Below are 19082 nucleotides of genomic sequence, written 5' to 3'. Positions count from 1 at the left end.
CTCGTCCTCACTCTCCGTCGAGGACCGTCCGCTTCGGTTTCCCTGTTCGTGTCAACGACTTCCGCGCGAGGGGTCCGATGTGGACGTGCCGTGTTCCTGATCGACGCCCCGTTGCTCTTGATGGGCGGGGAAGAGTGCCGGGAAGCGTGGTGTCTGTGGTCAAACGGTGCTCGCTGTGGGGAGATGGAGGCCATGTGGACCGGGCTCGTCATCATCCTCGCGTCGGTGGTCGTCACGGCGATCGCCCTGCTGTTGTTCGGGCGTTCGCGCGCCCACGACCAGGCCGACGACCGGGACGCGGACTCGCGCGGCTTCCTCGGGGCGGTGATCAGCGGCCTGTTCATCGTCGCGCTGGCCTTCTACATGGTGATCGTCTGGGAGGAGGGCGGCGCCGCCGAGGACAACGCCGCCCGCGAGGCCGCCGCCGTGGCCGACGTCTACTGGCAGACCGCCGTGATGCCGCAGCCGCAGCGCGACCAGATCCGCGCGCTGCTCACCGAGTACCCGAAGCTGGTGGCGGACAAGGAGTGGCCCAAGCTCGCGGTCGGCGAACCGGACGAGGCGACCACCGAGGCGCTCCACTCGCTGCACGCCGAGATCGTGTCGCTGCCGGTGAGCCCGGACCAGGTGAAGAGCGCCCGCGAACGGTCGCTGGAACGCGTCCGCGAGATCACCGACCTGCGGCGCGACCGGCTGGACTCGGCGGGCGGCCTCGACAACACCGGCAAGATCATGCTGATCGGCACGATCGCGGGCGCCGTCGCGATGATCGCGTTCCCGATGCTGATCGGGTTCACCGCGCGCAAGCGGCACATCCTGCAGATGAGCCTGACCTCGGCCGTGCTCGCGTTCGTCTGCTTGCTGTGCCTGGGGATGACCCAGCCGTTCGACGGGTGGTTCCGGGTGCGGCCGGAGGCGTTCACGAGCCTGACGGAGGAACTGGCCGGCATCCCCGTGGACGAGAACCGCTGAATTCCGTAGAACCCTTCTACGCCTGCACCTTTCAGGTCAATTCGGGCCCGAAGCAATGGAGGTCGGCGCAGCGGTGGCGCTAGCTTTTCCGGCATGCCGAAGAGAGTGTCCACTGTGCAGGGTCGGGAGTTCGGCGAGAACCTCCGCGCGCTGATCGCCACCACCGGGGCGAAGGAGTCCGAGCTGGCGCGCAGGCTCGGCTGGGAGCACGCCAAGCTGTCGGACCTGGTGAACGGCAAGGGCGGGACCTCGCTGGAGGAGTTCACCTACCTGCTCGGCGCGTGCGGTGCGAAGCAGGCCGAGTTCCAGTACCTGAAGGCGCTCTTCCTGCAGTCGCGGGAGAAGGGCTGGCTCCAGCTCTACGAGTCCGTGCTGCCGCCGCACGTGCGCACGTTGATCCAGCACGAGCGGCTCGCCAAGGAGATCGTGATCTGGAGCTCGCTGTTCGTCCCCGGCCTGCTGCAGACCGAGTCCTACGCACGCGCGGTCGGCGAGGACTCGCCGTTCGTCAAGGACGACGACCTGGGGGAGTGGGTCTCGGCCCGCATCGAGCGCACCGGAATCGTGGCGGGGCACAAGAAGTTCGTCTTCTACGTGTACGAGCCCGTGTTGCACTCGCCTGTCGGCGGCGGCGACGTGCTGACCGAGCAGGTGCACGAGTTGCTGCGCATGATGATCCGCCCGTACATCACCCTGCGGGTGGTTCCGGCGGGGCGTGCGCTCACCGGCGACTTCACCCTGCTGAAGTTCGAGAAGTACGAGCCGGTCGTGTTCGACGGAGGGCTGAACACGGCACTGTTCCTCGACGACAAGGCCTCGATCGGCCTCTACCAGGACGTGGTGAGGCACATGGACCGCGTCGCCCTCGGTAGGGAAGAATCGAGGGAGTTGATCACCAGGATCGCGTCCTGAGGAGGCTCGGATGGTCGAGTGGCGGAAGAGCAGCTACAGCGCGACCGGCCAGGACTGCGTCGAGGTCGGGCGCGGTGTCGGCATCCGGGACTCGAAGGCGCCCGCCGCCCACGTGCCGGTCGAGCCGGCAGCGTGGGCAGCGTTCCTGCGGTTCGTCAGTAGCCGCGGTCCGGCAGCATGACCCACAGCACGAGGTAGACGACGAACTGCGGTCCCGGCAGAAGGCAGGACAGCAGGAACAGAAGGCGCACGGTGCCCGCCTTCATCCCCCAGCGCTGGGCGAGCCCCGCGCAGACACCCGCGATCATCCGGTTGGTCCTGGGCCTGCTCAAAGCAACTGTCGTGGTCATACACCCACTGTGCGGCACGCGGCCGCTCCTCGCATCGGGGGCGAACCCTGGTTCGACCCCGATGAGCGACGTCACGCGAATCCGGGGATTCGCGCTGCAACAGAACGGGAACCCGGAACGTTGGCCTAGGCGACGGACGCGGTGGACAACTGGTCCACGAACCGCAGGCACGTGGCGCGCATGACGTCGACCGTCATCGCCCGCGACCCCGCGAGCACCTGCAGCGCCAGGCCGTCGAGCATGCTGACCATCATGTTCGCGAGCTCCAGCGGGTCGCCGGAGTCGTGGATGTCCCCGGACTCCTGGCCGGCGCGGAAGATGCTCGCCACGATGTCGCGCCACTCGCCGTAGAAGCGCTCGTTGAGGTCCTGCAGCTCCGGGTTGCGGATGGCCTCGACCCAGAGCTCGACCCAGACCTTCCACGCCTCGACGGTCTCCGCGCCCTCGGGCAGGTACGACTCGACCACCATGCGCAGCCGCGAGAGCGGCGGCTCGTCCGACTCGAGGATCCACCGGCGGCGCCGCACCGACTGCTCAAAGCAGTGCTCGAATGCCGCGTCGGTGAGCTCGCGCTTGGTCTCGAAGTAGTAGTGGACCGTGCCGCCGGAGACGCCCGCGTCCTTCGCCACGTCGGACACCCGGAGGTGGCGGAAGCCCTCGGCCGCGATCACCTTGCAGGTGGACGCGAGGATCTGCGCCTTGCGTTCGGCTTCCACGCTAGGACGGGGCATCCGTCACCTCCCGGGTTTGTCCAGAACCTTACCGAAACAGGGAACGCAACTTGCGCTTGTCGACCTTTCCGATCGTCGTCTTGGGCAGTTCCGGCAGGATCGTGACCCCTCTGGGCTGGTAGAGCTCACCCAGTTCGGCCACGACCGAAGCACGAATCCTGTCGACATCGACATCCGGTCCGTCGGCGACCAGGAAAACGTGCACGGCCTCGCCGAGCGCCTCGTCCGGCCTGGCCACGGCCGCCGCTTGCCGAATGCCGGGCAACGAGACGAGAAAGTCGTCTAGCAGTCGCGAATAGACGTTGTCGGACGTTCTACCAGTGACGATGACGTCTTTGCTGCGGTCGTCGAGGTACAGGTAACCGTCGTCGTCGAAATGACCCACGTCGCCGGTGTTGAACCAGCCATCCGCCGTTTCGCTCAATGGGGCTTCACCCCAATAGCCCTGCATGACGAACGGGCCGCGCACCCAAATGTCACCGTCGCGCGTCTCCACCTCCATCAGGGGGTTGGGCCTGCCGACCGTGCGCAGGGAGTCCGGCCTGTCGAGGTCGACCTCCGCGGCGGGCATCATCGTGATCGACATGGCCTCCGTCATGCCGTAGGCCTGGTTGACGACCGGCCCCCACCGCTCGACCGCCTGCCGCAGCCGCCGGGGTGCGAGCGCGGACCCGCCGACGATGACGTAGCCCAGCTGAGGGCCGGGGCAGTCCGGGTGGTCGAGCACCTCGTACATCATCGGCGGCACGAACACGGTCATGGTGATCTTCTCGTCGCGGATCAGCCGGACGCACGTGTCCGCGTCGAACACCGACGGCCCCAGCACGAGCTTCGAGGCGGTGGTGAGCGCGAGCTGGCAGGCCGCGGCACCGCTGCCGTGGGTGATGAGGGTGTTGCAGAGGACGTTCATCGCGGGCGTGTGCCGGAACGCCTCCCACCGGCCGTCAGCGTGGTGGACGGCGAGCTTCGGCAGGCCGGTCGTGCCGCCGGTGTACATGATCGTGGTGTAGTCCGGCGCGGGCGTGCGTTCGACGGGCTCGCCCGGCAGGTCCGCGAGGGGCCGGCCGTCGAGGCGGGTGCTGAAGGCCGGGTCGACCACGACACCCTTCACGTCCGCGCGCTCGACCAGCGCTTTCAGTTCGTTCGTGCCCGGTTCGGGCGGTACGTAGACGAGCCGGGCGCCGAGGAGGTGGACGGCGACGACGAGCAGGACGGCCTCGGGGGTGTTGCCGACGAAGGCGGCCACGCCGTCGCCGGGGCCGACGCCGCGGCTCGCCAGGCCGTCGGCGAGGCGGAGCAGCAGGTCACGGGCCTGCGCGCGGGTGAGTCTGGTGTCGCCGCCGATCAGGGCCTCGCGTTCGTCGTCTGTGGACAGTCGTTCGAGCACAAGATCGACATAGTTGACGTGCTCCCTGGCTCGAACGCCAGAGATTCCGGCGCGGTCAGACCGTGACCTGGATGCTTCCTGGTTCATTGCCCACCGCCTCCCGCAGGGGAGGACTTACTGAGGCTCCGCAGGCGTTTTGTCTCTCCGCCCGCCCGGCGGCGAGGATGTTCCGAGCAGCGTTGTGGTCCCGGTCGTGCTTCGTCCGGCAGACGGGGCAGCTCCAAGACCTGACTTTCAGGGGCATCTCATCCATGACGTGACCACAAACCGAACATGTCTTGGAGCTTGGCAGCCAACGGGACACCTTGTGCACCACGCGACCGTGTCGTTCGGCTTTCTCTTTCAGCAGTCGGACGAACTGCGCCCATCCGGCATCCGAAGTGGCTCGTGCGAGCCGGTGGTTGCGGAGCATTCCGCCGACGTTCAGATCCTCCACGTAGATCGCTTGGTTCTCGCGAATCAGGTGGAGTGCCTGCTTGTGGTGGAAGTCCCGCCGGCAGCGGGCGACCTTGCCGTGCTGCACGGCAATCGCGCGGCGGGACTTCGCCCGGTTCGTGCTGCCTGGGACGCGACGCGCGTTACGTCGCTGCAGCCGGGCGAGTTTGCGCCGTTTCGCGTCAAGGTGCTTCGGGTTGGGCACAGTCGTGTGACGACCGGTTGTATCGGCAACCGCGGCGAGCACAGCGATGCCGAGGTCGACTCCTGCCTCCCGGTCCGTGAACGGAAGTGGTGCACGGTTGATCTCTGTCACGAAGCTCGCGTAGTAGTGGCCATCCGGTTCCAGGATGATCGTCACCGAACTCGGTGTCGCGGGTAGGGGACGCGACCAACGAACTCGCAGGTGCCCTACCTTCGCGACGTACAACCGCCCGTCCGGGCGCACGATGAAGCCGTTGCGGGTCAGCCGGAAGGTCTGACGGGTCGCCTTGCGCGACTTGAACTTCGGTGCGCAGATCCGCCGTCCGGCGCGCCTGCCTTTCACCGAGGCGAAGAAGTTGCTGTAAGCCTGGTTCGCGTCCCGCACGGACTGCACGAGGGCCACTGACGCGACTTCCGACAGCCACGACCGGTCCTCGCGGGTTTTGGCCTGGGTGATGACCTGCCGTTGCACGTCGGTTGGAGTCAACTTGACCCCTGCTCGAAATGCCTCCTCGCGGCAGCGGACGGCGTCGTTGTACACCACGCGAGCGCACCCGAACGTGCGGGCGAGCAGCTCCTTCTGAGGCTCGGTCGGTTCGATCCGATAGCGATATCCGGCTCGCATGGTCCCGAATTATATTCTCGCAAGATCATCTCGTCGGTGAGTCGCCCTGGGCACACGTCCTGTGTACTCCTGGGCCTCGTACGCTGATCGGGTGGTCGCACCCCCCATCGCGCCGGAATCGCCGGAATCGCCCGCGCGCAGGCGAAAAGTGAGCCTTCCGGTTCTCACGCGCATGGCACTCGCCGTCGCCGGCGGTGTGCTGGTCTACCTGAGCTTTCCGCCGCGCCCGCTGTGGTTCCTGGCGCCGGTGGGGTTCGCGCTCCTCGCGCATGTGATCTTCGACAGGCGGGCGCGCGCCGGGTTCGGGTACGGGCTGCTGTTCGGGCTCGGGTTCATGGTGCCGCTGCTGCGGTGGACGGGGGAGTTCGTCGGGCTGATCGCGTGGCTGCCGCTGGCGTTCGTCTGCGCGCTGATGATCTCGCTCGGCACCGCGGCGATGGCGGCCGCGTCCCGCGTGCCGGGCTGGCCGGTGTGGGCCGCGTGCCTGTGGGTGGCGGACGAGGCGCTGCGCGGCGTCTTCCCGTTCGGCGGCTTCACCTGGGGCAAGGTCGCGTTCGGGCAGCCGGAGGGCTGGTACCTGCCGCTCGCGTCGCTCGGCGGGGCGCCGCTCGTGACGTTCGCGGTCGTGCTGACCGGGTTCGGGCTGTTCTGGCTCACGCGGAACTGGAGGCTGGGGGTGCCGCTGGTCCTCGTGCCGCTGCTCGCCGGCCTCGTCGTCCCCGTCGGGGTGGACGCCTCGGCCGGGACCGTCACGATCGCGGCGATCCAGGGCAACGTGCCGCGTGCCGGGCTCGACTTCAACGCGCAGCGCCGGGCCGTGCTCGACAACCACGCCAAGCGCACCACGCAGCTGGCCGACGACGTGAAGGCCGGCAAGGAGAAGCAGCCCGACATCGTCATCTGGCCGGAGAACTCCTCCGACATCGACCCGTTCCGCAACCCGGACGCCGCCGCTGTGATCGACGCGGCCGCCGACGCGATCAAGGCACCGATCGCGGTGGGCGCCGTGACCATCGACCAGAACGACGGACTGCCGCGCAACACCGTGGTGCTGTGGGAGCCCGGCAAGGGGCCGACCGACACCTACACCAAGCGCAAGCTGCAGCCGTTCGGCGAGACGATGCCGCTGCGGTCGTTCTTCCGGCTGTTCGCCGAGGAGGTGGACCGGGCGGGGAGGTTCCAGCCCGGCACGGACCCCGAGGGTTTCGTCATGGGGCCCGCGAAGGTCGCACTTGACACATGTTACGAAGTGGCGTTCGACTCAGTCGTCCGCGACTCCGTGACGGCCGGCGCGACGATCATCGCGATCCCGACGAACAACGCCACGTTCGGGTACACGGAGATGACCTACCAGCAGCTTTCCATGTCCAGGCTGCGGGCGGTGGAGCACGGCCGGGCGGTCGTCGTGGCCGCCACGTCGGGGGTCAGCGGGATCGTCGAACCCGACGGTTCCGTCACTCGGAAGACTGGGCTTTTCGAGCCGGGTGCCCTGGTCGCGACACTGCCGCTGAGGTCGCAGACTACGCTGGCGACTTGGCTAGGAGCCTGGCCCGAGTGGGTGATCGCCGCTGCGGGCCTCGCGGCATTGGTGCTGGGCTTCACCCGACGACGGAAGGACTCGAATGGCGCAGCAGCCTGACCAGGAACTCGGGCAGGTGCTGGTGGTGATCCCGACCTACAACGAGCGGGACAACATCGGAAAGATCGTCAAGCGACTGCACACGGCGCTGCCCGAGGTGCACGTGCTGGTGGTCGACGACGGCAGCCCCGATGGCACCGGCCAGCTCGCCGACGAGATGGCGGCCGCTGACGACCGCGTCCACGTGATGCACCGCACCGAGAAGGCCGGTCTGGGCGCCGCGTACGTCGCGGGTTTCCAGTGGGCGCTCGACCGCGACTACGGCGTCATCTGCGAGATGGACGCCGACGGCTCGCACGCGCCGGAGCAGCTGCACCGGCTGCTCGACGCCCTTCCGAAGGCCGACCTGGTGCTCGGCTCGCGCTGGGTGCCCGGCGGCGAGGTCGTGAACTGGCCCGCGCAGCGCAAGTTCCTGTCGCTGGGCGGCTCGCTGTACTCGCGGCTCGCGCTGGGTGCGAACGTCCGCGACATGACGGGCGGCTTCCGGGCGTTCCGCGCGGACACGCTGCGCAAGCTGAACCTCGCCTCGGTCGCGTCGGCCGGGTACTGCTTCCAGATCGACCTGCTGTGGCGGACGATCGAGCTGGGCTTCCGGGTGCGCGAGGTGCCGATCACGTTCCTCGAGCGCGAGTTCGGCGAGTCGAAGATGAGCGGCAACATCGTGCGCGAGGCCCTGATCCGCGTCACGAAGTGGGGCCTGCGCCGCCGCGGCAACCAGGTCAAGGCGTTGTTCGCGGGCAAGAAGAAGTAGTCGCGCGACCACTTCGGACCGTTTCCCCGGGAACGGTCCGAAGTGGTGGCGGTCATCTCCAGTACTTCCCGTCGGACGGGCACACGTGACCCGTTCCGTCGCAGGTGGTGCAGTCGCCGAACGTCCACTGCACCTTGCCGTTGCCCTTGCACGTGTCGCAGCGGATCGTGCTGCCGTGGCACTTCCGGCAGTTCGCGGGTCTTCCGTTCCAGGCCATTTCTCGCCTCCGGGGATTCGTCGGTGAATCCCCTGTCGGGAACAGTCCCGCGCGCATTACCCGTTCTGGGAAAGATTCGTGGTCGAAGGTAATGAGTCGCGTCGGGAGACGGGTATTACCGTTGTCGCATGAGCCTCGCCGACCGGATGATCCGCCTGTTGTGGGCGGTCGGGGGAGAGGACGTGGCGGCACGGGTGCTGCGCGCGCACTGGCGGCCGCAGCCGTCCGACGACCCGCTGGGCCGGGCGCTGCGGTCACGGCTGGTGGAGGCGTTGCGGGCCGAGCTGCCCGAGCGCGCCGCCGAGATCCGCGCGGCCGTGCTCGCCGACGAGGTGACCCTGCTCGACGCCGCCGACCGGGCGCGGCCGAGCCGGGCGGCGGTGCTCGGGATCATTCGTGCTTTGCCCGGTTCCGGAACGGGTACCACCCCGGCATGACGCTGGTATCGCAACGGCACCCCGTCCGCGCTCTCGGGCTGTTCGCGGCGGCCGTGCTGGTGACCGCCGTGGTGGGGTCGCTCTTCTCCGTCTCCGCCGGCTCGACCTACATGGCACTGGAGCAGCCGTCGTGGGCGCCGCCCGCGTGGCTGTTCGGTCCGGTGTGGACGACGCTGTACGTGATGATCGCGGCCTCCGGCTGGCTCGCGTGGCGCGCCGGGGCGACGCGGGGCGAGCTGACCCTGTTCGGCGCGCAGCTCGTGCTGAACGCGGCCTGGACGCCGTTGTTCTTCGGGCTCGGCTGGTTCTGGGTGGCGTTCGCCGAGATCGTGGTGCTGTGGCTCGCGATCGTCGCGGTGCTCGTGGGGTTCTTCCGGCGCAGCAAGGCCGCCGGGCTGCTGCTCGTGCCCTACCTGTGCTGGGTGAGCTTCGCGGCGGCCCTGAACCTGTCGATCGCCCTGCTCAACTGACCCGGGCTCAGTTGACCGGGGAGTCGCTGCGGGCGCGTTCGACCGCGGTGGTGACCACGCCCAGCAGGATCATCGCGGCGCCGAGGCCGAGGTGCAGCCAGTTGTCGGCGGTGTTGACCGGCAGGATGTTCGCGTCGGTGTGCTCGCCGATCGCCGAGCCGTACACCCACAGCAGGACGTAGAGCCCGCCGCCCACGACGAGGTACGCGCGGGCGAACTGGGTCGTCTTCGCGGCCAGCAGCCCGGCCACCCCGAACACCAGGTGCACGAGGTTGTGCAGGACCGAGACCGCGAAGAGGCCGAACAGGAGGGCGCCCGAGTGGCCGGCGAAGGCGAGCTCGTCGTAGTGCGTGGTGAGGCCCGGGACGAAGCCGAGAACCCCGACGAGCAGGAACGCCGCGCCGACCACCGAGGCAGCCGATTGGACTGGTCGCATGCGGGGTGGCTACCCGGCGTTCGCCGGAATGAACTCCCGCAGCACCTCCATGCCGGTCATCGCGGGCGCACCGGCCGGTTCGGGACCGAGCACGCGGGCGAGGACCGGGCCGAGCACCTCGCGGAAGAACCGGTCGGCGTGCTCCTGCGAGTCCCACACGGCGATGACCCGGAACTCGCCGCCGGCCCGGCAGGCGTAGCGGGCGCGCAGGCCGTCCGGGGAGGTCGCCCCCATCACCTGGTCGAGCTGGTCGAGGGACTGGGTGGGCGGGGTCGCGATGGTGAGCCACATGGTGTCCTCCTTCAGGTCGTTGCCGCTGAAGGTAGGGAGTTCGCGCTGGTCAGCCATCCGCCGGAGTACTCGCCGAGGTACTCATCCACGCCGCGATCTGACTGCGCGAGCGGAAGCCGAGCTTGGTCAGGACGTGCTGGACGTGGTTCTGGGCGGTGCGCTCGGAGATGACGAGGCGCCGCGCGATCTGCCGGTTCGTGAGCCCTTCGGCGACGAGGCGGGCGACCTCGTGCTCCCGGCCGCTCAGCTCGGTCGTGCCGAACGCGGTCATGCCCAGCGAGCGGATCGCCCGGTCCGCGGCGCGCTGCACGGCGTCGGCGTCGCGGCCCAGCGCGCGCAACGCCTTCGCGAGGTGCCAGCGGGCCTCGGCGGCGAACGCGGGGGCGCCCGCCACGGAGGCCTCGTCGACGGCGGCGGTGAGGTCGGCGACGGCCTGCTCGTGCGCGCCGAGCGCCAGGTGGCCGCGGCCGAGCGCGAGCGTCACCGGTCCCATGTAGGCGACGCCGTTGCCGGCCGCGTGCTCGCCGCGGAACTCCGCGAGACGGGGCAGGACCAGCGCGAGGTCGTCGGTCAGACCGAGCCCGGACGTCGCCAGGACGGCGTCGACCAGGCCGGGCAGCACGAAGAACGCGGGCAGGTCCCACTCCGCGACCGGGCCGCAGCGGCGGTAGAAGTCCAGCGCCTCGTCGCGCAGGCCCGCGCGCAGCAGCAGGAACGCCCTGGTGAGCTTCGACATCAGCCGGAACCGCGGCGGCGGGTCGTGGAAGTGCCGGGCCAGTGCGAGACCGTCCTCGGTCGGGTCCAGGTGGCAGGCGAGACCGCACTGCAGCGCGAAGTACGCGCCCGACGCCGGTTCCCGTTCGATGACCCGCATCCGGTCGTAACCGCGCCTGCCCACTTCGCGCGCCTCCGCGAACCGGCCCTGCGCCTGGGCGAGGCACGCCGTCACGACGTCCAGGTGCCACAACGGGACCGGGCCGCCGACCCGGTCGCACGCGAGCTTCAACGCCGGCAGCTCTCCTTGCGCCGCAGCGAGTTCGCCGCTCTCGACCAGGGCGTGCACCCTCCACAGCGAGCCCCACATCGCGCCGCGCGGGCTGTGCGTGCGGTGGGCGAGGCCGATCATCTCCGCGGCGAGCGCGAGGCGTTCCGCGCGCCCGGCCGGACCGGGGCACGCCTCCTGCCGGGCGTGCAGCGCCTCGGCGAGCGCGCGGTCGTCACCCCGGGCCAGGCGCAGCGCCTCGCGGCTGAGCTCGTCGAGCCGGTGCTGCTCGCCGCGGTAGAACGCGAGGTGGCTGCGCTGGGCGAGCAACCGGGCGCGGGTGGCGCGGCCGACGTCGTGGCGCAGGGCGTTGTCGCACAACGGGGTCGCGATCGCGTTGACGCCCGCGCCGGGCGCGGCTTCGAGGACCAGGGCCGCCTCCGCGACCTGCTCGGGCGTCGCGGCGAGCTCGGCGGCGCGCTGGGCGGCCGCGACGCAGCCCGCGAGGTCCCCGGCGAAGTAGGCGGCCCTGCCCAGCGCGACCTGGACCTCGTGACCGTCCTCGATGGACGCCGCCGCGCGGTAGAGGCGCACGCCCTCCTCGTAGGCGAGTCTCCGCACCGCGTCCTGCGCCGCACGGACCGTCCACTTGCGAGCCTCGTCCGGTGCGCCGCAGGCGTGCCAGTGCCGGGCGACGTCGGCGTAGCGGGTGCTGTCCGCCATCGCCTCGGCGATCCGGCGGTGCAGCGCGCGGCGTTCGGCGGGGGAGAGCGCGGCCTCGACGGCGTCGCGGGTCAGCGCGTGCGCGAACCGGTGACCGGTCGCGTCGATCAGCGTCGTCGCCTCGTCCAGCAGGCCGATCGGCAGCCCCGAGGCCGCCTCGGCGAGGTCCAGGTCGAAGTCGCGGCCGATCAGCGCCGCCGTCTTCACCAGCTCCCGCGCCGGCGGGGACAACCGTGCGAGCCGGGCGGTGACGATGTCGCGGACGCTGCGCGGCGGCTGGTCCGCACGCCACGTGCCGTCCGCGGCCGCGCGGGCGATCTCGGTGACGAACAACGGGTTGCCGCCGGTCAGCTCGGTGATCGTGGCCGCGTGCTCGGGGCCGACGAGCTGGGCGACGTCGTCGGCGGCCAGTCCGTGCAGGTCGATCCGCTCGGCCGCGCGCATCAGGTCCGCGACCGCGGGGCAGGGGTCTCGGAAGGTCGCGAACAGCAGCACGCCCCGCAGGTGGGTGGCGAGGTGGGCGAGCACGAGCAGCGACGCCTCGTCGGCCCAGTGGACGTCCTCGACCACGACCACCAGGCCGTCCCGGTCGAGCGCGGCCGCGACCGCGTCGAACACCCGGAACCGGTCCTGCGGCACCTCGGCGTCGTGCGCGAGCACCACCTCGGGATCGGCGCCGGCCGCCTTGAGCACCTGCCGCCACGGCCAGAACGCCGGCGCCCCGGCCGTCTCGACGCAGTGGCCCCAGACGACCTCCCGGCCGAGTGCGAGCGCGTGGCCGGCCAGTTCCTGGGCCAGCCGCGTCTTGCCGATGCCCGGCTCGCCGCCGCAGAGCACCAGCCGCCCGGTCTCCGCCACGAGCCACGACCGGACCGCGGCCAGCTCGCGAGCGCGTCCCACGACCTGCACGCCTGGATATCGCCCGCCGCCGGGACCGCGTTTCCGCGATAAATCGTTCGCGGGTCCCCGCAAGATCGGGCAAGGTGGTCCGCATGCGCCGCTATCGCAGCTATCAGCCCAGCTCAGGCTCTCCGTCGTGATGCCGTAAGGCCTCGCCGACGTCGAGAGCCGCCCGCCCGTGCAGAACGGGCCGGGCGGCTTTTTCGTGCGCTGGAAATGTGCTCGAACAATGGTGGAGAAGGGGCTGTGGAGCCCCGCCCGTCTGTAAAACGGGAGCCTCGCGCAGAGTCGGTTCGACTCCGACCTCCACCACCAGCCGTTGCGCCACCGGGGTGAACCCCGGCAACGACGCCCTGTGCCTCCACGACCTACCGGTGGAGGGAAGGGGAAGACATGTCCATCGACATCCAGCAGCCCCGGCCGCAGGGCCTGGTCGGGAGCCACGTGCACATCGCCGGCACCGCGGGCGGAGCGTTCGAGGCCCAGTTCAACTACCGGATCCACGAAGGCCACGACGAGGTCGTCGGCGGCTTCATGGCGGGCGACGGCACCGGAGGCCACGGCCAGTTCCAGGTGCAGGTCGACGTCTCCGGCGCGTCGTTCGCCCTGGACCGGCTCTTCGTCGAGGTGTTCTGGGTCTCGCCGAAGGACGGCGCCGAGCTCGACAAGGTCATCGTGCCGGTCGTCTACGGGCCGCGGATCGTGCCCGGCTACCGCGTGTACCAGGAGTACAAGATCAAGGCCGGTGACACGTTGTGGGCCATCGCCACCCACTTCTACGGCAGCGGCACCCTCTACACGCGACTGGTGCGGGCGAACCCGCACGTCATCACCGACCCGAACGTGATCACCCCGGGCACCGTGATCCGGGTCCCGCAGCCGTAGGACCGGCCGGGTCCTCCCCGAAGCGGACAAGGGGGAGGACCCGGGTCGTGAGTTGGGACACGGGCTCAAGTGAAGCTGTGCCGAGGACCTGGTGGCTTGTTGGTTTCATACAAAGCACGCTGCTCAACTCGTTCCGTACTAGCGGTTTTGTTACCCGTAAGTAGACGAGAGTGTGTACATCGATTGGGCGGCGACTGCCGCTGAGGTTGTCTGTCCGCGAGGAGAGAAGTCGTTGTTCAGTCGTGTAGCGATCGTCAACCGCGGGGAAGCCGCAATGCGGCTGATCCACGCCGTCCGTGAACTCGCCGCCGAGTCAGGGGAACGGATCGAGACCGTCGCCCTGTACACCGATGTCGACAAGTCGGCGCCGTTCGTGCGGGAAGCCGACCTGGCCTACAACCTCGGCCTCGCCGCCGACCGCCCGTACCTGAACCTGCAGGTCCTGGAGAAGGCGCTCGTCGAGACGAAGGCCGACGCCGCGTGGGTCGGCTGGGGCTTCGTCGCCGAGATCCCGGAGTTCGCGGAGCTCTGCGAGAAGGTCGGCGTCACGTTCGTCGGTCCGTCCGCCGAGGCCATGCGCAAGCTCGGCGACAAGATCGGCTCGAAGCTGATCGCCGAGGAGGTCGGCGTGCCGGTCGCGCCGTGGTCGCGCGGCGCCGTCGAGAACCTCGAGCACGCCCTGAAGGTGGCCGAGGAGGTCACCTACCCGCTGATGCTGAAGGCGACCGCCGGTGGTGGCGGCCGCGGCATCCGCAAGATCACCTCTCCCGCCGAGATGGAGGAGAACTTCGACCGCACCAGCATGGAGGCCGAGCGCGCGTTCGGCTCCGGCGTGATGTTCCTGGAGCGCCTCGTCACCGGCGCCCGGCACGTCGAGGTGCAGGTCATCGCCGACGGCCAGGGCACGGCGTGGGCGCTCGGCGTCCGCGACTGCTCGGTGCAGCGGCGCAACCAGAAGATCATCGAGGAGTCGGCCTCCTGCGTGCTGGAGCAGCACCAGGTCGACGAGCTGAAGGCCTCCGCCGAGCGGCTCGCGAACGCGGTGGGCTACCGCGGCGCGTGCACCGTCGAGTTCCTCTACCACCCCGGGGAGAAGCTCTTCGCGTTCCTCGAGGTCAACACCCGCCTGCAGGTCGAGCACCCGATCACCGAGATCACCACGGGCTTCGACCTGGTCAAGGCCCAGCTGCACGTCGCGGGCGGCGGCAGGCTCGAAGGCGTCAAGCCCGTCGAGCAGGGTCACGCGGTCGAGGCGCGCCTGAACGCCGAGGACCCGGACCGCGACTTCGCGCCGTGCCCCGGCACGATCGTTCGTCTCGAGCTGCCCGCCGGCCCCGGCATCCGCGTCGACACCGGTGTGGCCGAGGGCTCGCAGATCCCCGCCGACTTCGACTCGATGATCGCGAAGATCATCGCGTACGGCCGGACCCGCGACGAGGCGCTCGGCAAGCTGCGCCGCGCGATGGCCGAGACCACGGTCATCATCGAGGGCGGCACGACCAACAAGAGCTTCGTGCTCGACCTGCTCGACGAGCCCGCCGTGATCGACGGCTCGGCCGACACCTCGTGGATCGACCGCGTCCGCGCCGACGGCGGCCTGGTCTCGCACCGCCACTCCGCGATCGCGCTGGCCGCGGCCGGCATCGAGGTGTACGAGGACGAGGAGCAGATCAACCGCACCGAACTGCTGGCGTCCGCCCGCGGTGGCCAGCCGCGCACGAACCACGAGGGCGCGGTCAAGCTGGAGTTCGTGCTGCGCGGCCAGCCCTACGTCGTGAACGTCGCCCGCGTCGGCGCCACGAGCTACCGCGTCGGCGTGTCCGCCGCGGACTCCGGCACCGTGCTGACCGGGGACGTCGACGTCGAGCGGTTCGACCACCACGTCGGCCAGATCACCGTCAACGGCACGCGGTTCCGCGTCGTCACCGGCACGCACGGCCCGGTCCACCAGGTCGAGGTCGACGGCGTCACCCACCGCGTGACCCGTGACGAGGGCGGCGTGCTGCGCTCGCCGATGCCCGCGCTCGTCGTCGCCACGCCGCTCGCGGTCGGTGCCGAGGTCGAGGCCGGGGCACCCGTGCTGGTGCTCGAGGCGATGAAGATGGAGACGGTGCTGCGCGCGCCGTTCCGCGCCCGGCTCAAGGAGCTCAACGTCGTCGTCGGCACCCAGGTGCCCGCCGGTGGCGCGCTGCTCAAGCTGGAGGAGATCGAGGACGAGGCCGGCGCCGCCGAGGTGGCGAAGTCCGAGTCGGCGGTCGAGCTGGAGCTGCCCGCGCCGCGCGCGGACGTCCTGCCGGAGGAGCTCGTCGCGAGCGGTATCGACGACCTGCGCAACCTGTTGCTGGGCTTCGACACCACGGCCGCCGAGACCGACCGGGTGCTGAAGAGCTACATGGACGCGCGGCAGGACCTCGCGGAACGCCCGCTCGTGCAGGAGGCCGAGCTGCTCGGCATCTTCGCCGACCTGTGCGACCTCTCGCGCAACCGCCCGGCCGGCGAGGAGACCAAGCCGGAGAACCACATCCACTCCCCGCGCGAGCACTTCCACACGTACCTGAAGACGCTCGACGCCGACCGCGCCGCGCTGCCGGAGGGCTTCCGCGCCCGCCTGGCGAACGTGATCGGCCACTACGGCATCACCGAGCTCGACCGGACGCCGGAGCTGGAGCAGGCCGTCTTCCGGATCTTCGTGGCGCTGCGCCGCGGCGTGTTCGACGCGGCCGTCGCGACCACCCTGCTGCGCCAGTGGGTGCAGGAGGCGCCGCCGGTCGAGTCCGAGCGGGTCCGCGTCGGCCTGGTGCTGGAGCACATCGTCGCCGCCACCCAGGTCCGCTACCCGGCCGTGGCCGACCTGGCCCGCAGCGTCGTGTTCACCTGGTTCGCCCAGCCGCTGGTGCGCCGCAACCGCGCCCGCGTGCACAGCGAGGTCCGCAAGCACCTGATCCACCTGGACGCGCAGCCGGACGCCGCGGACCGCGAGGAGCGGATCGTCGCGATGGTCGCGTCGGCCGAACCGCTGGTGCGCCTGCTCGGCCAGCGCATCGGCAAGCCCGGCGCGGACAACACCCCGCTGCTGGAGGTGCTGGCCCGCCGCTACTACACCAAGAAGGCGCTGGAGAACCCGCGCGTGACCGGGGCGTTCTTCCTCGCGGAGAACGAGCCCGAGCAGACCCGGCTCGTGTCGACGGCGGTGGAGTTCCCGTCGCTCGCCGAGGCGATCGGCGACGTGGTCAAGCACGGCCACGGCAGCGCGGTCGTCGCGGACCTCTACGTCAACTGGCCCGGCGGACCGTCCGACCAGGACGAGATGGCCGCCGGACTCGGTGCCGCGCTCGCGTCGCACCCGCTGCCGCCGACGATCACCCGCATCACCACCACCGTGGCGGGCCGCCGCGGCGAGTCGATGCACCACCACTTCACGTTCCGCCCGTCGTCGAACGGGTTCGCGGAGGAGAGGCTGGTGCGCGGGCTGCACCCGCGCATCGCCGAACGCATGCAGCTGGAGCGCCTGCGCGAGTTCGACCTCACCCGGCTGTCCTCTGTGGACGAGGACGTCTACCTGTTCCGCGCCGTGGCCAAGGCGAACAAGTCCGACGAGCGGCTCGTCGCGCTCGGCCAGGTCCGCGACCTGACCCCGTTGCGCGACGACGAGGGCCGGATCGTGGCGCTGCCCGCCGCGGAGGACGTGCTCGCGACGTGCCTCGACGGCATCCGCCGGGCTCGTGCGCAGTCCGGTGGCCGCACGCGTCTGGCGACCAACCGCGTGGTGCTCTACGCGTGGCCGCCCACCGAGCTCGGCTCGAAGGACCTCGACGCCATCGGCCAGCGCGTGCTGCCGACGACCGCGGGCCTCGACCTCGAAGAGGTCCTGTTCCTGGCGCGCCGCCGCGACCCGGTCTCCGGTGAGCTCACCGACATCGGTGTGCGGATCGCGAACGACGCCGGCGCCGGCGTGCGGTTCTCGTTCGTGCAGCCGCCGACCGACCCGATCCAGCCCCTGGACGACTACCGCCAGAACGTCCTGCGCGCCCAGTCGCGTGGCACGATCTACCCGTACGAGCTGGTCGACATGCTCGTCGGCGACGGCGGCTCGTTCGTGGAGCACGACCTCGTCGACGGCGCCCTGGTGCCGGTCGACCGCCCGCGCGGCGGCAACAAGGCGGGCATCGTCGTCGGTGTGGTCACCACCCCGACCCCGGCGTACCCCGAGGGCATGAAGCGCGTGGTGCTGCTGGGCGACCCGACCAAGTCGCTGGGCGCGCTGGCCGAGCCCGAGTGCTCGCGAGTGATCCACGCGATCGACCTGGCCGAGACGCTCTCCGTGCCGCTGGAGTGGTTCTCGCTCTCGTCCGGCGCGAAGATCTCGATGAGCTCCGGTGTCGAGAACATGGACTGGGTCGCGGCCGCTCTGAAGCGGATCGTCGAGTTCACGCAGGACGGTGGCGAGATCAACGTCGTCGTCAACGGCATCAACGTCGGCGCCCAGCCGTACTGGAACGCCGAGGCCACGATGCTCATGCACACCAAGGGCATCCTGGTCATGACGCCGGACTCGGCGATGGTGCTGACCGGAAAGCAGGCGCTCGACTTCTCCGGCGGCGTCTCGGCGGAGGACAACTACGGCATCGGCGGCTACGACCGCGTCATGGGCCCGAACGGCCAGGCGCAGTACTGGGCTCCGAACCTGCGCTCGGCGTTCGACGTGCTCCTGGGCCACTACGAGCACAGCTACATCGCGCCGGGCGAGGCCGGTCCTCGTCGCGTTGCTTCGAGCGACCCGGTCTCCCGTGACGTGTCTGTGTACCCGCACGTCGTCGGCGACAGCCCGTTCACCACGGTCGGCGAGATCTTCTCGATCGAGTCCAACCCGGACCGCAAGAAGCCGTTCGACATCCGCACGGTGATGCGCGCGCTGTCCGACCAGGACCACGAGGTGCTGGAGCGCTGGGCCGGCATGGCCGACGCCGACACCGCCGTCGTCCAGGACGTGCACCTCGGCGGCATCCCGGTGACGCTGCTGGGCATCGAGTCACGCGGCGTCGCCCGCACCGGCTTCCCGCCCACCGACGGCCCGGACACCTACACCGCCGGCACGCTGTTCCCGAAGTCGTCGAAGAAGGCGGCCCGCGCGATCAACGCTGCCTCCGGGAACCGGCCGCTGGTGGTGCTCGCGAACCTGTCCGGGTTCGACGGGTCGCCGGAGTCGATGCGGGAGCTGCAGCTCGAGTACGGCGCCGAGATCGGCCGGGCGATCGTCAACTTCCGCGGGCCGATCGTGTTCACCGTGATCTCGCGGTACCACGGTGGCGCGTTCGTGGTCTTCTCGAAGGCCCTGAACCCGTCCATGACGGTGCTGGCCGTCGAGGGGTCGTTCGCCTCGGTCATCGGTGGAGCGCCTGCCGCGGCCGTGGTGTTCGCTCGCGAGGTCGATGGTCGTACGGCCAACGATCCTCGGGTGAAGAAGCTGGAGTCGGCTGTGGCGGAGGCTTCTGGGGCTGAGCGGGCTGCTTTGACCGGGGAGCTGGCTTCTACCCGGCAGTCTGTTCGGACGGAGAAGTTGAACGAGATGGCTGCCGAGTTCGACCGGGTGCACAGTGTTCAGCGTGCTGTCGAGGTCGGGGCTGTGGATGCGATCATCTCTGCTGCCGAGTTGAGGCCGGCGATCATCAAGGCTGTTGAGGACGGTCTCGCGAAGTAACACCTAGAATCAGGCCCGGTCGTCCTCGGTGGACGGC

Annotated in this window: 17 protein-coding genes and 1 tRNA gene; 10 read left to right on the top strand and 8 right to left on the bottom strand. The window is 70.1% G+C overall.

The window, feature by feature from the left end; genetic code table 11:
* The first annotated feature begins 183 nt into the window (after positions 1 to 183).
* From ABZX02_RS17985 to ABZX02_RS17975, 3 genes are all read left to right on the top strand, one after another.
* On the top strand, positions 184 to 972 hold the full coding sequence (locus ABZX02_RS17985) for a hypothetical protein (RefSeq protein WP_355299444.1): 789 nt from the start codon (positions 184 to 186) through the stop codon (positions 970 to 972).
* Between the two features lie 93 nt (positions 973 to 1065).
* Positions 1066 to 1884: a helix-turn-helix transcriptional regulator gene (locus ABZX02_RS17980; protein WP_355299442.1), complete on the top strand. Its 819-nt coding sequence runs from the start codon at positions 1066 to 1068 to the stop codon at positions 1882 to 1884.
* A gap of 10 nt (positions 1885 to 1894) precedes the next feature.
* The gene (locus ABZX02_RS17975; protein ID WP_355299441.1) at positions 1895 to 2065 is read left to right on the top strand and encodes a DUF397 domain-containing protein; all 171 of its coding nucleotides are present in this window, start codon (positions 1895 to 1897) and stop codon (positions 2063 to 2065) included.
* Here ABZX02_RS17975 and ABZX02_RS17970 read toward each other — a convergent pair.
* The 4 genes from ABZX02_RS17970 to ABZX02_RS17955 form a co-directional block, all read right to left on the bottom strand.
* On the bottom strand, positions 2040 to 2234 hold the full coding sequence (locus ABZX02_RS17970; RefSeq protein ID WP_090064506.1) for a PspC domain-containing protein: 195 nt from the start codon (positions 2232 to 2234) through the stop codon (positions 2040 to 2042). The two genes, ABZX02_RS17975 and ABZX02_RS17970, sit on opposite strands and share 26 nt — an antisense overlap.
* A 125-nt stretch (positions 2235 to 2359) precedes the next feature.
* A complete protein-coding gene (locus ABZX02_RS17965; RefSeq protein ID WP_355299439.1) occupies positions 2360 to 2965 on the bottom strand; it encodes a TetR/AcrR family transcriptional regulator in 606 nt (201 codons plus the stop codon).
* Positions 2966 to 2993: 28 nt separating this feature from the next.
* The gene (locus ABZX02_RS17960) at positions 2994 to 4352 is read right to left on the bottom strand and encodes an AMP-binding protein (RefSeq protein WP_355299437.1); all 1359 of its coding nucleotides are present in this window, start codon (positions 4350 to 4352) and stop codon (positions 2994 to 2996) included.
* Between the two features lie 55 nt (positions 4353 to 4407).
* Positions 4408 to 5616 (bottom strand): transposase, encoded by a 1209-nt coding sequence (locus tag ABZX02_RS17955; RefSeq protein WP_355299435.1) that lies wholly within the window; start codon positions 5614 to 5616, stop codon positions 4408 to 4410.
* Positions 5617 to 5764: 148 nt separating this feature from the next.
* Here ABZX02_RS17955 and lnt point away from each other — a divergent pair, with 148 nt between their 5' ends.
* Together lnt and ABZX02_RS17945 are read left to right on the top strand one after the other, a co-directional pair.
* Positions 5765 to 7255 carry an apolipoprotein N-acyltransferase gene (gene lnt, locus ABZX02_RS17950; protein WP_355299433.1) on the top strand — a complete coding sequence of 497 codons (1491 nt, stop codon included), beginning with the start codon at positions 5765 to 5767 and terminating at the stop codon, positions 7253 to 7255.
* Positions 7239 to 8006 (top strand): polyprenol monophosphomannose synthase, encoded by a 768-nt coding sequence (locus tag ABZX02_RS17945; RefSeq protein ID WP_355299431.1) that lies wholly within the window; start codon positions 7239 to 7241, stop codon positions 8004 to 8006. The genes lnt and ABZX02_RS17945 overlap by 17 nt, the downstream gene beginning before the upstream one ends.
* Before the next feature lie 52 nt (positions 8007 to 8058).
* On the opposite strand, the gene ABZX02_RS17940 is transcribed toward ABZX02_RS17945, so the two are convergent.
* Complete coding sequence (locus ABZX02_RS17940) at positions 8059 to 8223, bottom strand: hypothetical protein (RefSeq protein ID WP_355299429.1); 165 nt, start codon at positions 8221 to 8223, stop codon at positions 8059 to 8061.
* 128 nt (positions 8224 to 8351) lie between these two features.
* On the opposite strand from ABZX02_RS17940, the gene ABZX02_RS17935 reads away from it, so the two are divergent.
* Together ABZX02_RS17935 and ABZX02_RS17930 are read left to right on the top strand one after the other, a co-directional pair.
* On the top strand, positions 8352 to 8660 hold the full coding sequence (locus tag ABZX02_RS17935) for a hypothetical protein (RefSeq protein ID WP_355299427.1): 309 nt from the start codon (positions 8352 to 8354) through the stop codon (positions 8658 to 8660).
* Positions 8657 to 9130 (top strand): TspO/MBR family protein, encoded by a 474-nt coding sequence (locus ABZX02_RS17930; protein WP_355299425.1) that lies wholly within the window; start codon positions 8657 to 8659, stop codon positions 9128 to 9130. The genes ABZX02_RS17935 and ABZX02_RS17930 overlap by 4 nt, the downstream gene beginning before the upstream one ends.
* 7 nt (positions 9131 to 9137) lie before the next feature.
* On the opposite strand, the gene ABZX02_RS17925 is transcribed toward ABZX02_RS17930, so the two are convergent.
* The 3 genes from ABZX02_RS17925 to ABZX02_RS17915 are packed head-to-tail and all read right to left on the bottom strand — an operon-like array spanning position 9138 to position 12462.
* Positions 9138 to 9566, bottom strand: a complete 429-nt coding sequence (locus ABZX02_RS17925) for a DUF4383 domain-containing protein (RefSeq protein ID WP_355299424.1) — start codon at positions 9564 to 9566, stop codon at positions 9138 to 9140.
* Between the two features lie 9 nt (positions 9567 to 9575).
* Positions 9576 to 9914, bottom strand: a complete 339-nt coding sequence (locus ABZX02_RS17920; protein WP_355299422.1) for a hypothetical protein — start codon at positions 9912 to 9914, stop codon at positions 9576 to 9578.
* Entirely contained in the window at positions 9907 to 12462 is a 2556-nt protein-coding gene (locus ABZX02_RS17915) for an AAA family ATPase (RefSeq protein WP_355299420.1), read from the bottom strand. Before ABZX02_RS17915 ends, ABZX02_RS17920 begins: the two co-directional genes overlap by 8 nt.
* Positions 12463 to 12693: 231 nt before the next feature.
* Between ABZX02_RS17915 and ABZX02_RS17910 the strand changes: the two genes are divergently transcribed.
* The 3 genes from ABZX02_RS17910 to ABZX02_RS17900 all read left to right on the top strand — a co-directional run bounded on the left by ABZX02_RS17910 (position 12694) and on the right by ABZX02_RS17900 (position 19045).
* Positions 12694 to 12777: transfer RNA gene (locus ABZX02_RS17910), tRNA-Tyr, on the top strand.
* Between the two features lie 78 nt (positions 12778 to 12855).
* The gene (locus ABZX02_RS17905) at positions 12856 to 13347 is read left to right on the top strand and encodes a Gmad2 immunoglobulin-like domain-containing protein (protein ID WP_355299418.1); all 492 of its coding nucleotides are present in this window, start codon (positions 12856 to 12858) and stop codon (positions 13345 to 13347) included.
* A gap of 232 nt (positions 13348 to 13579) precedes the next feature.
* Positions 13580 to 19045, top strand: a complete 5466-nt coding sequence (locus ABZX02_RS17900) for a carboxyl transferase domain-containing protein (protein ID WP_355299416.1) — start codon at positions 13580 to 13582, stop codon at positions 19043 to 19045.
* The last annotated feature ends 37 nt before the right edge of the window (positions 19046 to 19082 follow it).

It is taken from the genome of Lentzea sp. NPDC003310 (assembly GCF_040610935.1).
In the GTDB taxonomy this organism is placed as follows: Bacteria; Actinomycetota; Actinomycetes; order Mycobacteriales; family Pseudonocardiaceae; genus Lentzea.
The sequence above is the reverse complement of the archived record's forward strand: the minus strand, read 5'-3'. Positions and strand labels throughout refer to the sequence as shown.